Origin of the sequence: Xanthomonas sp. NCPPB 1128 (assembly GCF_001043115.1) — a bacterium.
Classification (GTDB): domain Bacteria; phylum Pseudomonadota; class Gammaproteobacteria; order Xanthomonadales; family Xanthomonadaceae; genus Xanthomonas_A.
In genome coordinates, this window is record NZ_LFME01000056.1 from 1 (window position 1) to 13495 (window position 13495).

The following is a 13495-nucleotide window of genomic DNA, read 5'->3' on the forward strand; positions in this document are numbered from 1 at the left end:
ACCTCGCCCACGCATCCCCATCCGCAAGCCACCGCCGCCGTAGAGGAACCCATCTGGTGAACACTTCCGTTTCTTCCCAGACCCCCCGCATCCGCATTTTCGACACCACCCTGCGCGACGGCGAGCAATCCCCCGGCTGCAGCATGACCCCGCCGCAGAAGCTGGTGATGGCGCGCGCCCTGGCCGAACTGGGCGTGGACATCATCGAGACCGGCTTCCCGGCCAGCTCGCAGTCCGACCGCGAGGCGATGGCGCTGATCGGCCGCGAACTGCGCACGCCGACCCTGGCGGTGCTGTCGCGCTGCCTGGCCGCCGACATCGAGACCTCGGCACGGGCACTGGAAGCGGCGGCCAATCCGCGCCTGCACGTGTTCCTGTCGACCAGCCCGCTGCACCGCGAGCACAAGCTGCGCATGAGCCGCGAGCAGGTGCTGGAGTCGGTGCGCAAGCACGTGTCGCTGGCGCGCCAGTACGTGGACGACGTGGAGTTCTCGGCCGAGGACGCCACCCGCACCGAGGAGGATTTCCTGGCCGAGGTCGCCAGCGTGGCGATCGCCGCCGGCGCCACCACCATCAACCTGCCCGACACGGTCGGCTTCACCACCCCGGAAGAGATCCGCGGCATGTTCGCGCGGATCATCGCCAGCGTCCCCGGCGCCGACCGGGTGGTGTTCAGCGCGCACTGCCACAACGACCTGGGCCTGGCCGTGGCCAACTCGCTGGCCGCGGTGGAAGGCGGCGCGCGGCAGGTGGAATGCACCATCAACGGCATCGGCGAGCGTGCCGGCAACTGCGCGCTGGAAGAGATCGCGATGGCGCTGAAGGTACGCAACGCCTTCTACGAACTGGACACCGCGATCCACACCCCGCGCATCGTCGCCACCTCGCAGTTGCTACAGCGCCTGGTCGGCATGCCGGTGCAGCGCAACAAGGCGATCGTCGGCGGCAACGCCTTCGCCCACGAGTCGGGCATCCACCAGCATGGCATGCTGCGCCACCGCGGCACCTACGAGATCATGCGTCCGGAAGACGTGGGCTGGGAGTCCTCGCAGATGGTGCTGGGCCGCCACAGCGGCCGCGCCGCGGTCGAGCAGCGCCTGCGCGCGCTCGGCTACGTGCTGGACGAGGCCGAGCTGAACATCGCCTTCGACGCGTTCAAGGCGCTGTGCGAGCAGCAGCGCGTGGTCAACGACACCGATCTGCAGGCGATGATGCAGGATGCGCCGGAAAGCCAGGGCTACCGGCTGTCGTCGATGACCGTCAGCGACCGCGGCCAGCGCGCCAGCGCGCAGGTCGAGCTGTCCGATCCGGACGGCCAGCGGGTCAGCGAACGCGCCGAGGGCGACGGCCCGGTCGACGCGCTGTTCGCCGCGCTGTCGGCCGCCACCGGCGTGCAGCTGGTGCTGGACAGCTACCAGGTGCACAGCGTCGGCATCGGCGCCGACGCGCGCGGCGAGGCCAACCTCAGCGTGCGCCACGGCGAGATCGAATACGACGGCACCGGCACCAGCCGCGACATCATCGAGGCCAGCGCGCTGGCCTGGCTGGACGTGGCCAACCGCGTGCTGCGCCAGCGCCAGGGGGCGCCGGCCGGCACCGCCGACGCGCTGGCCTGAGCGGCCACAACGCGGTCATCCTCGTCGTGCACGCTCGCCCTCGCTCCCCTTCCCCGCCCAGCTTTCCTGCCAGGTAGTTCCGCAATGTCCGCCACTCCCCGCACCCTGTACGACAAGCTGTGGGACGCGCACGTCGTCGTCCCCGAAAGCGCCGCCGCCCCGGCGGTGCTGTACATCGACCTGCACCTGATCCACGAAGTGACCTCGCCGCAGGCCTTCACCGAACTCAAGACGCGCGGCCTGGCGCCGCGCCGGCCCGACCGCACCAAGGCGACGATGGACCACTCCACGCCGACCCTGCCGCGCGGCGCCGACGGCAAGCTGCCGTACTACACCCCGGCCTCCGAGGCACAGGTGGACATGCTCGCGCGCAACTGCGTCGACTACGGCATCGAACTGTTCGACATGGGTTCGGACAACCGCGGCATCGTCCACGTGATCGCGCCTGAGCAGGGCTTCACCCAGCCCGGCATGACCATCGTCTGCGGCGACAGTCACACCTCCACGCATGGCGCGTTCGGCGCGCTGGCGTTCGGCATCGGCACCAGCGAGGTCGGCCACGTGCTGGCCACCCAGTGCCTGCTGCAGCGCAAGGCCAGGACCATGGCGATCAGCGTCGACGGGCCGCTGGCGCCGGGCGTCGGCGCCAAGGACGTGATCCTGCACATCATCGGCGTGATCGGGGTCAACGGCGGTACCGGCCACGTGCTGGAGTACCGCGGCTCCACCATCGAAGCGATGGACATGGAGCAGCGCATGACCCTGTGCAACATGTCGATCGAGGCCGGCGCGCGCGCCGGCATGGTCGCGCCGGACCAGGTCACCTTCGACTGGGTCGCCAAGACCCCGCGCGGCCCCAAGGGCGCCGACTTCGACGCCGCCGTGCAGCGCTGGTCGCAGCTGCGCAGCGATCCCGGCGCACGCTTCGACGCCGAGGTGCACATCGACGCGCGCGACATCCGTCCGACCCTGACCTGGGGCACCCACCCCGGCACCGCGATCGCGGTGGACGTGCCGATCCCGGCCGCGCAGGATCCGGCGGCGCAGAAGGGCCTGCACTACATGCACCTGGAAGCCGGACATGCACTGATCGGCACGCCGGTGGACGTGGTGTTCGTCGGCTCCTGCACCAACGGCCGCCTCAGCGACATGCGCGAAGTGGCGCAGGTGCTGCGCGGGCGCAAGGTGGCGCCGCACGTGCGCATGCTGGTGGTGCCGGGCTCGGAGATCGTCAAGCGCCAGGCCGAGGCCGAGGGCATCCACGAGGTGGTGCGCGCGGCCGGTGCGGAGTGGCGCGAGTCCGGCTGCTCGATGTGCATCGCCATGAACGGCGACCTGGTCGCGCCGGGGCAACTGGCGGTGAGCACCAGCAACCGCAACTTCGAGGGCCGCCAGGGCCCTGGCTCGCGCACCCTGCTGGCTTCGCCGCCGACCGCGGCCTGGGCGGCGGTGAACGGCCAGGTCAGCGATCCGCGCGCGCTGTTCGCGGAGGTCGCGTGATGGCGCCGCACATCGCCGCATTCGCGGCCACGCTGACCTTCGTCGCCACCACCACCCGCGCCTTCGCGCACCGCCACCAGCCGCTGCTGCCGCCGCACGTGCCGCCCGCGGCGCTGCCGCCGGTGGCCGACGCCGCGGCGCCCGCCCCCGACTCCGTCGCTTCCCAGGAGACCCCGTGATGGCCGGCTTCGCCACCCTCACCTCGCGCAGCGTGGTGCTGCGCCAGACCAACATCGACACCGACCAGATCATCCCGGCGCGGTTCCTGTCCACCACCGAACGCGCCGGCCTCGGTCGCCATGCCTTCAACGACTGGCGCTGGCAGGCCGACGGCACGCCGAACCCGGAGTTCGCCTTCAACCAGGCCCACAACGCCGGCCGCCAGATCCTGCTGGCCGGGCGCAACTTCGGCTGCGGCTCCTCGCGCGAGCATGCGCCATGGGCGCTGACCGACCTGGGCCTGCGCGCCATCGTCAGCAGCGAGATCGCCGACATCTTCCGCAACAACAGCCTCAAGAACGGCCTGCTGCCGATCGTGCTGGCCGAGGACGACGTGCAGACGCTGATGCAGCGTCCGGACGACGAATTGACCGTGGACGTAGCCGCGCGCGAGCTGCGCACGCCCGACGGCCGCGTCTACGCCTTCCCGCTCGATGCGTTCTCGCAGACCTGCCTGCTCGAGGGCGTGGACGAGATGGGCTACCTGTTGCTGCGCCAACCCGACATCGAACGCTACGAGGCCACCCATGCACGCTGACATCGTCGTCCTGCCCGGCGACGGCATCGGTCCGGAAGTCGCCGCCGCTGCGGTCGCGGTGCTGCGCGCCGTCGCCACGCACCACGGCCACGACTTCCAGTTCCACGAACACGACATCGGCGGCATCGCCATCGACCGCCACGGCGAGCCGCTGCCGGCGGCCACGCTGACCGCCTGCCAGGGCGCCGACGCGGTGCTGCTGGGCGCGGTGGGCGGGCCGAAGTGGTCCGATCCCAACGCCAAGGTGCGCCCCGAGCAGGGCCTGCTGGCGATCCGCCGCGGCCTGGGCCTGTTCGCCAACCTGCGCCCGGTCAAGCCGCATCCGGCGGCACTGGACGCCTCGCCGATCAAGCCGCACCTGCTGCAGGGCGTGGACATCGTGGTGGTGCGCGAACTGACCGGCGGCATCTACTTCGGCGACAAAACCCGCAGCGCCAGCGACGCCAGCGACCTGTGCCGCTACACCGTCGCGGAGATCGAGCGGGTGCTGCGCAGCGCATTCCGGCTTGCGCAGCAGCGCCGCAACCACGTCGTCTCGGTGGACAAGGCCAACGTGCTGGAAACCTCGCGACTGTGGCGCGACGTCGCCGCGCGGATCGGCCGCGCAGAGTTCCCGGACGTGCGCCTGGAACACCAACTGGTCGATTCGATGGCCATGCACCTGCTGGCCAAGCCGCGCGAGTACGACGTGATCGTCACCGAGAACATGTTCGGCGACATCCTCACCGACGAAGCCTCGATGCTGGCCGGCTCGCTCGGGCTGCTGCCGTCGGCCTCGCTGGGCGAAGGCCGCATCGGCCTGTACGAGCCGATCCACGGCTCGGCGCCGGACATCGCCGGCAAGGGCATCGCCAATCCCTACGCGACCATCCTCAGGGCGGCGCTGCTGCTACGCCACTCGCTGGGCCTGGAAGCCGAAGCGGCGGCGATCGAGCAGGCCGTGAATGCCGCGCTCGACGCCCAGGCGTTCACCGCCGATCTCGCCGCGCCCGGCCAGGGCATTTCCACCGAGGCCGCCACGCAGGCAGTGCTGGAGCGGCTGCAGGCGTAAGGGCACCCACCGAAAACGCGCGTTCGCCGCAGCCAGGCGGCGCGCGTTGTTGCGTTGCAGGAGGTTGCAGGAGAACGCCGTCTCGGCGCATGCGCAGAGCGCTGGCTGTACGGTGCCGGGATCACGCGGTATTGATTGGCGGGACTCAGGATTATCGCAAGTTCGCGGCAGTCTTGCCTTGCTGTGGGAGGGGCTTCAGCGCCGACGCTTGAAACGGTGAGGCGTCGGGGCTGAAGCCCATATCACAAGGGCAGCAGCGGTGCCCCGGTTGCATGCATCGCCCGGTGCTTTGTCGCGGCTCTTGTTCCGTTTTGCGAAATCAGCCGCTCCACACCGGCAGATCGCGAACACGAAAACGCGTGCGACCTCGCCACCCACGGCCAGACGCAACAGCCGCAGGTGAGCGCGGCATCAGGGCATATCCCGCAACGCCGCATGCTCGGGAATGGATGACACGCGCTAGCCCATCACCCGATCGCGGCCTTCGCGCTTGGCCTGGTACAGGCGCTTGTCGGCCTGCACCAGCAGGTCGCGACGCGTGCGCAGGGTCGGCGACAGGCAGGCGAAGCCGATGCTGGCGGTGAAACGCACCGCGCGGCCGTCGTCGTCGTACAGCACCAGATCGGACAGGTGCACGCGCAGCGCGTCCAGGCGCGCGCGTGCCGGCTCCTGGTCCAGGCCCGGCAGCACCAGCAGGAATTCCTCGCCGCCATGGCGCGCGGCGAAGGCCTGCTCGCCGAGGCTGGCGCGCAGCGCCTCGCCGACCCGGCGCAGCACCTCGTCGCCGATCTCGTGGCCGTAGGCGTCGTTGATCTTCTTGAAGTGGTCGATGTCCAGCAGCGCCACGCACAACGGCGTGCGTGTGTTCAACGCCCGCTCCAGCGCCGCATTGAGGTAGGGATCGCCGGTGCGTCGATTGGGCAGGCCGGTCAGCGCATCGTGCCCGGCCTGGTAGGCGAGCTTGCGCACCAGGTCCTCGCGTTCGAGGTTGGCCAGCTTCAACGCCAGGTTCTTCGCCTTCAGTTCGTGGGTGCGCTCGGCGATGATGGTGTTGAGGCGGCGCTGGCGACGCCGGTAGCGCTGGCTGCGGCCGCGGTACCACCACAGCAGCAGGCCGGTCACGCACAGCGCCGCCAGCACCACGAACGGCCAACGCTCCCAGAACGGCGGCACCAGTTGCAGGCGCAGCGAGGCGCTGCCGATACGCTCGCTGCGCGACCAGTCCAGCGGGCTGGTCATCGCCTGCACGTCCAGGCGATAGCGACCGGAGGGCAGGTTGGTGTAGACCGCTTCTTCGCTGCTGCCGGCGTCGACCCACTGCCGATCGAATCCCTGCAGGCGGTAGCGGTAGCGCACCTTGTCCGGCGAGCGGAAACTCAAGCCGGCATAACCGATCGCGAGCCGGGCGACGCCACCGTGCAGGCGATAGTCGCCACGCAGCGGCTGCGCCACGCCATCCACCTGCACGTGGGAGATCACCAGCGGCGGCGCGCGCACGTTGCGCCGGCTCGGCAGCGCTGGATCGATCAGCGCCAGCCCGGCCGAGGTCGGGATCAGCAGCACGCCGTCGCGGCTGCGCCAGCCGGCCGGTGCGCTGCTGCCGTTGCCCTGACCGCCGGGCATGCCGTCGCTGCGGTCGACCACGTCCACCGCCAGCGTGCTGCGCTGGCCGGCATCCAGTTCCGCCAGGCGTGCACGCGCGATGCGCAACACGCCGCGATTGCTGTTCGCCCAGAGGTTGCCGTTGCCGTCGTCGAGCAGCCGGAACAGCTTGTCGCGCGGCAGGCCGACGCGGTGGTCGTAGATGCGCCACTGCCCGCCGCGCCACCGCAGCAGGCCGCGGTCGCTGGCGACCCACAGGGTGCCGTCGGCATCTTCGAGGAAGTCGAACGCGTTCTGCGCCGGAAAACCATGCCCGCTCGGCCGCGCCTGCAGCGCGCCGTCGGCCGCGAGCGTGGCGATGCCCTGGTTAGTGCCGATCCACAGCACCCCGGCGCGGTCGCGGTACAGCGCCTGCACCTGCCGCCCGGGCAGGCCGTCGGCGGTGCCGTAGGCATGCGTGCGATCGCCCTTGCGATACAGCAGGCCCTCGTTGCCGCCGATCCACAGGCCGTCGTCGGCATCGGCCAGCAGCGCGCGCACCATGGTTCGCGGCACGCCCGCGGCCACGCCCAGGCGTTGCCGGATCGTGCCATCGGCCGACAGCAGCAGCACGCCCTGGTCGTAGGTGCCCACCCACATGCCACCGTCGCGGGCGGCAGCCAGCGCCAGCACCGACGGATCGCGGCCCGGACGCTCGCTCAGCCGCACCGCGCGGATACGGCCATCCTGCCAGCGGTCCAGGCCGGCGGCATGGCCGATCCAGATCGTGCCATCGGCGTTCTGCTGGACCACCCGCACGTAGTCGCTGCCGAGGCCGTCCTGGCGGGTCAGGCCACCGGCGTCGCCCTTGGCGACGCGGAACAGGCCATCGGTACTGCCGGCCCACACCAGGCCCTCATGGTCCTCGATCAACGCCGGGCTGACCACGCCGGAGATCGACAGCACTTCCTCGCTGGCACCGTTGGAAGCGCGCCGCAACAGTTGCCCGCTGGACAGGCTCATCCACAGCTGCCCGTCCTGGTCCTGCAGCGCGGCATCGACGCGCTGGCCGCGCCGCAGCCATTGCAGGTCACCGTCGGCACCGAGCCAGAACACGCCCTCGTCGCTGGCCACCAGCAGGCCGCCGTGGCGGTCGGGGGTCAGCCGCCGGATCGACGCCGTGCGCATCGCCGCGATGCCCCAACGCTGCGCGCGCGTGGCGTGCGCGGTCAGCCGGAACAGTCCCTGCGGGGTGCCCACCAGCACCGCATCGCGGTAGCGCAGCAGCGCGGCGATGCGGGTCCTGCCCAATCCCGCGGCGGCGCCGGCATCGACCAGGCGGCCGTCGGCCTCGATCCGGAACAGGCCGTCCTCGCTGCCGACCCACAGCCCGCCGTCGGCATCGCGCAGCATCGCGGTGACCCGCAGCCGCCGCGCGCGCGCATCGCCCAGATGCTCCCAGCGCCCGGCGGCATAGCGGAACACGCCGTCGTAGGCGGTGCCGACCAGCACGCCGCCGTCGGCTTCGGCGAGCAGCGCGAACACCCCCGACAGCTCCATGCCCGGGGTGTTCTGGCGATCGAAAACGGTGAAACCGCGGCCGTCGAAGCGGGCCACACCTTCCCAGGTGCCGACCCAGATCATGCCGTCGCGGTCCTGTGCCAGCGCGTGCACGAGGTTATGCGGCAGCCCCTCTTCCATGGTCCAGCGCGCGATCACCGGCCGGTCGAGCACGGCGCGCTCGGTGAGCGGCGCGGGCGGTTCGGCGGCGCGCGCGGCGGCGCTGGCGCAACACAGCGCCAAGACCAGGCACAGCATCACACCCACGCGGCGACACAGCGCATACGCGCCGTCGCGATTCTCGTGACGCCGATCCCCTTGTTCCATCCCTTCCCGAATCACACCGGCAACGGCGCGCGGCACCCCCTGTGGGCCAGATGGCTAATCTATCACCGCCTGTTCGCCGCCGATGTCAGGGACTTCCTGACGCCGGGGACGCGACGGAGATGGCCAACGCATGCATCCCCAGCCCCGCCACACCCGCCAAACGCAGCGTCACAATAATGAACCAACGGGTCTAGTATAAATATCGAACCGACTGGTCTAGTATTGCCACCCATGGTCAGCAAATCGCCCGCCGCCTCCGCCAAATCCTCCTCGCGTCCTGCCGGGCCCGGTCGCCCCAAGGACATGGGCAAACGCGCCGCGATCCTGGAGGCGGCGCGGGAGATGTTCACCGAACTTGGCTTCGGCGGGGTCAGCATGGACGGCATCGCCGCCCGCGCCGGCGTCTCCAAGCTCACCGTCTACAGCCACTACGGCGACAAGGAGACCCTGTTCGCCGAGGCGGTGCGCGCGCAATGCCAAGCGCTGCTGCCCGACGACCTGTTCGGACACGCGCTGAAGGGGCCGCTGCGCACGCAACTGGTGGAGATCGGCCTGGCCTTTTTCGCCATGATCAGCAGCGAGGCGGCGATGGCCACCCACCGCATGATGCTGACCCCCGGCACCGGCGACGACCACGTTCGCGAGATGTTCTGGAACGCCGGTCCCAAGCGCACCCAGCAGGACCTGGCGACGCTGCTGCAGGCGCACGTCGCCGCCGGCGAACTGGACATCGCCGACCTGAACCTGGCCGCCTCGCAGTTCTTCTGCCTGGTCAAGGGCGAGCTGTACTCGCTGATGATGTGTGGCCTGTGCCGCGATGCCAGCCAGGAGCGGATCCGCGCCCATGTCGAGGCCAGCATCGACTTCTTCCTGCGTGCCTATGCGGTGCGCTAGCCCGGCCGTCCGGCCGTTCGCCGGCGCCGATGACTTCCGGCACTGCGCGCCGGGCCGTCCGGCGGCGATGCTGCGGCATACGCCCGGCCTCCGTGCCGGCTAAAATGCCCGGCCCTCCGCGTTGGATGCCCGAAATGACGATCGACTACTCCCAAGCCCGCGAAAAGATGGTGGAACAGCAGGTCCGTCCCTGGGACGTGCTGGACCTGCGCGTGCTCGACGTGCTGTCGCGGCTGCCGCGCGAGACCTTCGTGCCGCCGGCGCACCGCGCCGTGGCCTACGCCGACCTGGAGATTCCGCTGGGCTACGGCCAGTACATGATGAAGCCGGTCATCGAAGGCCGCATGCTGCAGGCCCTGGACCTGCAGCCGGGCGAGGACGTGCTGGAGATCGGCACCGGCAGCGGCTTCGTCAGCGCCTGCCTGGGCGAGCTCGGCCGCGAGGTGGTCAGCCTGGAGATCGAGCCGGCCCTGGCCGCCGCCGCGCGCGCCAACCTGGACGCCGCCGGCCTCGGCAGCAACGTCCGCATCGAGACCGCCGACGCCTTCGCCTGGAACAGCGAGCGCCGCTTCGACGTGGTCTGCGTCACCGCCGCGGTCACCGAGATCCCGGCCCAGTTCCTGGCCTGGCTGCGCCCCGGCGGACGCCTGTTCGCGATCCGCGGCCGCGCGCCGGTCATGGAAGCGGTGCTGGTGCATGCCGAGGCCGGCGCGCCGCGCACGGAATCGCTGTTCGAAACCGACCTGGCGTACTACCTGCGAGGCGCCGCGCCAGTCCCCCAGTTCACATTCTGATCCATCAAGGAAGCCGCAATGATCCGCCGATCCCTCGTCCTGGCGCTGGCCGCCGCGCTGTCTCCGCTGGCCGCCAACGCCACGGACCTGCTGCAAGTCTACGAAATGGCCCGCAACAGCGACCCGCAGTTGGCCACCGCGGAATCGACCCGGCTCTACGACAAGGAAGGCGAGGTGCAGGCGCGCGCCGCCCTGCTGCCGCAGATCAACGGCACCGCGTCGCTGCAGCGCAGCCATAGCGAAGTCGAGCGCGGCGGCGGCGAACTGGCCGGCACCGGCAAGAGCCGCAGCTACGCCGTGCAGGGCCAGCAGACCCTGGTCAACTTCGCGCAGTTCTCCAACCTGCGTGCGCAGAAGGCGCGCAGCCTGGCCGCCGACTACACCCTGGATTCGGCCAACGACGACCTGATCGTGCGCACCTCGGCCGCCTACTTCAACGTGCTGGTGGCGATCGAATCGCTGGTCGCCGCCGAGACCAACGAAGCGGCCGCCAAGAAGCAGTTCGACTACGCCGACAAGCGCCTGGAAGTGGGCCTGGCGCCGATCACCGACGTGCACGAAGCCCGCGCCGAGTACGACCAGGCCCGCGCCGACACGATCACCGCACGCAACTCTCTGCAGGACCTGTACCAGGCCCTGACCGAGATCACCGGCCAGCCGGTGCGCGACCTGCGCGGCCTGCCGGAGGACTTCCGTCCGCAGCTGCCGGCCACCGGCGGCGACATCGACAGCCTGATCGCCTCGGCGCTGGACAAGAACCCGTCGCTGCGGTCCTACCAGTACCAGGTGCAGGCGGCCGAGGCCAGCGTGTCGGCGGCGCGCGCCGGGCACCTGCCGACGCTGAGCCTGTCGGCCAGCGCCGGCCGCGACGCGAACTGGGGCGACAGCGTCTCCGGCAGCGGCAGCACCCCGCGCGCCGACAGCAACACCATCGGCCTGACCTTGAACATCCCGATCTTCGCCGGCGGCGCGACCCAGTCGGGCGTGCGGCAGGCCCTGGCGCAGCGCGACATCGCCCAGGACACCTACGAACTGCAGAAGCGCGCGCTCGACCGCAACACCCGCAACGCCTACCAGACGGTGGTGGCCGGAATCAGCGAGATCGAGGCGCGGCGCCTGGCGGTGGTCTCGGCGCAGGCCGCGTTCGACGCCTCGCAGGTCGGCCTGGAAGTGGGTACCCGCACCGTGCTGGACGTGGTGCAGAACCAGCGCACCCTGTACCAGGCGCAGCTGGCCTACGCGCAGGCACGCTACAACTTCCTGCAGAACCGCCTGCTGCTGAGCCAGGCGCTCGGCTCGCTGGACGTGGCCGAGGTGCAGTCGATCAACGCCCTGCTGACCCAGAGCGCCGAATCCAAGCTCAACTCGGCCAACAGCACCCAGTAAGCGCACGCACACGCGCTTGCCGCCAGAACGGCGGGCCTTCGGGTCCGCCGTTTTTGTTTTGGGTAGGGCTTCGCGGAAGTCCCCTGTGGGAGGGACTTCAGTCCCGACGCGCTGCGCGATGGGATGGGAGGGACGGCGAGTGCCAGGCGTCGCAGCTTGAAGGAGCACATCGAGTCCCGACGAAAGTCATTCGTAGGAGCGGCTTCAGCCGCGACGAGGCTTTATCGGCGACGCCTGTCGCGGCTGAAGCCGCTCCTACAGGTGTGCGTATCGCACTGCGGCGTGCGGCGTCGGGCCATGCCTATGATGCAGCGACCGCCATCCTGGCAATGACGCAGTGATCCGGAAGCTCCGTGTGGGAGGGACTTCAGTCCCGACGCGCTGCGCGATGGGATGCGAGGTGCGGCGCGCATCATGCGACTGAAGTCGCTCCCACAACGGGTCTTTCTAGACCACGAGAAAGGCTGCCGTCGCAGGAACCGTAGGAGCGGCTTCAGCCGCGACGGGCCTTCCCAGAAAAGCCCGTCGTGGCGAACGCCGCTGCTGCGGACTAGCGCGCCCCGTGCGACGCGCGCTACTCCTCCGCGCTCGCCTCGCCCGCCAGCGGCGGCAGGTGCGGCGCGATCAGCTGCAGGGTCCGCTGCAGCGCACCGCGGCCGTTGGCGACCAGCGCGCAGCCGGCCTCGGCCATGCGCTTGCGTGCCTCGGCGTCGGCCAACAAGGTCTGCAGCGCCGCGCACACGGCGCCGGCATCCTCGCAGATGGCCACCGCGCCGGCCTCGCGCATGCGCCGCGAGATCTCGGAGAAGTTGTGCAGGTGCGGGCCGGTGACCGACGGCGTGCCGACCGCGGCCGGCTCGAGCAGGTTGTGCCCGCCGATCGGCTGCAGGCTGCCGCCGACGAAGGCGACCTGGGCGCAGGCGTAGAAGCCCATCAGTTCGCCCAGCGTATCGATCACGAACACCGCATCGTCGGCGCCCGGCCACTGCTGCTGGCGACGCGTGGCCACGCGCCAGCCCTGGTCGCGCGCCAGCGCCTCGACCTTGGCGAAGCGCTCCGGATGCCGCGGCGCCCACAGCAGCAGCAGGTCCGGCCAGTGCCGGCGCAGTTGCCGGTGCATCTCGATCACCGCCGTTTCCTCGCCGTCGTGGGTACTGGCAGCGATCCACACCGGACGCGTCGCCGGCACGCGCTCGCGGAACGCGGCGACGACGTCGGGCAGGTGCGCAGGCGCGGCGATGTCGAACTTCAGATTGCCCAGCGCGCGCACCTGCTCGGCGCGCGCGCCCAGCGCGACGAAGCGCTCGGCGTCCTCCTGCGATTGCGCCGCCACGCAGGTGACGGTGCGCAGCGCACGCCCGATCAACGGCCGCAGCACGCGATAGCCGCGCAGCGAGCGCGCCGACAGCCGTGCATTGAGCACGTACACCGGAATGCCGCGGTCGCGGCAGCCGAACAGCATGTTCGGCCACAGTTCGGTTTCCAGGATCAGCGCCAGGCTGGGGCGGAAATGCTGCAGGAAGCGGCCGACGCTGCCGGGCACGTCGTAGGGCAGATACACATGATCCAGCGCGTCGCCCCACAGCGCCCGCACCCGCTCAGAGCCGGTCGGGGTGATGGTGGTGATCACCCAGCGGATGTCCGGGCGCTGCGCCCGCAGCGCATTGACCACCGGTGCGGCGACGTTGACCTCGCCCACCGAGACCGCATGCAGCCACACCCGCGGACGCCCGCGTGCCTGCGAATACGAGGCATAGCGCTCGTCCCAGCGCTGGAAGTACTGGCGCACGCGGAAACCGCGCCAGACCAGGTGATAGACGGTGACCGGCAGCAGCAGATAGAGCACGGCCGAGTACAGGCCGCGCAGCAGCCGCTCGATGAAATCGTTGCGCATCCGGACAGCATAGCCGGTTGCGCGCGGCCGGCGGCAGACGATACGCATGCACGTCACAGGGCGCGCCGACGCGGTCGTGTTCGTGCCCGGCCAAACTTGGCGCATGTCTGCCGCCCCCACCCCCGTCTCTTATAC

10 protein-coding genes are annotated in these 13495 nt (G+C 70.5%); 8 read left to right on the top strand and 2 right to left on the bottom strand.

What is annotated here, in order from left to right; genetic code table 11:
• Positions 1 to 56 precede the first annotated feature (56 nt).
• From ACP93_RS20405 to leuB, 5 genes are all read left to right on the top strand, one after another.
• Positions 57 to 1616: a 2-isopropylmalate synthase gene (locus ACP93_RS20405; protein ID WP_048492490.1), complete on the top strand. Its 1560-nt coding sequence runs from the start codon at positions 57 to 59 to the stop codon at positions 1614 to 1616.
• Between the two features lie 84 nt (positions 1617 to 1700).
• A complete protein-coding gene (gene leuC, locus ACP93_RS20410) occupies positions 1701 to 3116 on the top strand; it encodes a 3-isopropylmalate dehydratase large subunit (protein ID WP_048492491.1) in 1416 nt (471 codons plus the stop codon).
• A complete protein-coding gene (locus ACP93_RS20415; protein ID WP_048492492.1) occupies positions 3116 to 3295 on the top strand; it encodes a hypothetical protein in 180 nt (59 codons plus the stop codon). The genes leuC and ACP93_RS20415 overlap by 1 nt, the downstream gene beginning before the upstream one ends.
• Complete coding sequence (leuD, locus tag ACP93_RS20420; RefSeq protein ID WP_017914017.1) at positions 3295 to 3873, top strand: 3-isopropylmalate dehydratase small subunit; 579 nt, start codon at positions 3295 to 3297, stop codon at positions 3871 to 3873. The genes ACP93_RS20415 and leuD overlap by 1 nt, the downstream gene beginning before the upstream one ends.
• Positions 3863 to 4924, top strand: a complete 1062-nt coding sequence (leuB, locus tag ACP93_RS20425) for a 3-isopropylmalate dehydrogenase (RefSeq protein WP_048492493.1) — start codon at positions 3863 to 3865, stop codon at positions 4922 to 4924. Before leuD ends, leuB begins: the two co-directional genes overlap by 11 nt.
• Before the next feature lie 459 nt (positions 4925 to 5383).
• On the opposite strand, the gene ACP93_RS20430 is transcribed toward leuB, so the two are convergent.
• Complete coding sequence (locus ACP93_RS20430) at positions 5384 to 8323, bottom strand: ligand-binding sensor domain-containing diguanylate cyclase (RefSeq protein WP_228136107.1); 2940 nt, start codon at positions 8321 to 8323, stop codon at positions 5384 to 5386.
• A 300-nt stretch (positions 8324 to 8623) separates the two neighbouring features.
• Between ACP93_RS20430 and ACP93_RS20435 the strand changes: the two genes are divergently transcribed.
• From ACP93_RS20435 to ACP93_RS20445, 3 genes are all read left to right on the top strand, one after another.
• Entirely contained in the window at positions 8624 to 9286 is a 663-nt protein-coding gene (locus tag ACP93_RS20435; protein WP_048492494.1) for a TetR/AcrR family transcriptional regulator, read from the top strand.
• A 134-nt stretch (positions 9287 to 9420) separates the two neighbouring features.
• On the top strand, positions 9421 to 10080 hold the full coding sequence (locus tag ACP93_RS20440; protein ID WP_048492495.1) for a protein-L-isoaspartate O-methyltransferase family protein: 660 nt from the start codon (positions 9421 to 9423) through the stop codon (positions 10078 to 10080).
• Positions 10081 to 10098: 18 nt separating this feature from the next.
• A complete protein-coding gene (locus tag ACP93_RS20445; RefSeq protein ID WP_048492496.1) occupies positions 10099 to 11466 on the top strand; it encodes a TolC family outer membrane protein in 1368 nt (455 codons plus the stop codon).
• A gap of 574 nt (positions 11467 to 12040) precedes the next feature.
• Here the strand turns inward: ACP93_RS20445 and waaA are convergent.
• A complete protein-coding gene (waaA, locus tag ACP93_RS20450) occupies positions 12041 to 13360 on the bottom strand; it encodes a lipid IV(A) 3-deoxy-D-manno-octulosonic acid transferase (protein ID WP_048492497.1) in 1320 nt (439 codons plus the stop codon).
• Between the last annotated feature and the right edge of the window lie 135 nt (positions 13361 to 13495).

Coding starts and splice junctions, on each gene's coding strand:
- ACP93_RS20435 (WP_048492494.1), top strand. CDS start 8,624: ATGGTCAGCAAATCGCCCGCCGCCTCCGCCAAATCCTCCTCGCGTCCT.
- leuC (WP_048492491.1), top strand. CDS start 1,701: ATGTCCGCCACTCCCCGCACCCTGTACGACAAGCTGTGGGACGCGCAC.
- leuD (WP_017914017.1), top strand. CDS start 3,295: ATGGCCGGCTTCGCCACCCTCACCTCGCGCAGCGTGGTGCTGCGCCAG.
- ACP93_RS20440 (WP_048492495.1), top strand. CDS start 9,421: ATGACGATCGACTACTCCCAAGCCCGCGAAAAGATGGTGGAACAGCAG.
- ACP93_RS20430 (WP_228136107.1), bottom strand. CDS start 8,323: ATGCTGTGCCTGGTCTTGGCGCTGTGTTGCGCCAGCGCCGCCGCGCGC.
- ACP93_RS20445 (WP_048492496.1), top strand. CDS start 10,099: ATGATCCGCCGATCCCTCGTCCTGGCGCTGGCCGCCGCGCTGTCTCCG.
- ACP93_RS20415 (WP_048492492.1), top strand. CDS start 3,116: ATGGCGCCGCACATCGCCGCATTCGCGGCCACGCTGACCTTCGTCGCC.
- leuB (WP_048492493.1), top strand. CDS start 3,863: ATGCACGCTGACATCGTCGTCCTGCCCGGCGACGGCATCGGTCCGGAA.
- waaA (WP_048492497.1), bottom strand. CDS start 13,360: ATGCGCAACGATTTCATCGAGCGGCTGCTGCGCGGCCTGTACTCGGCC.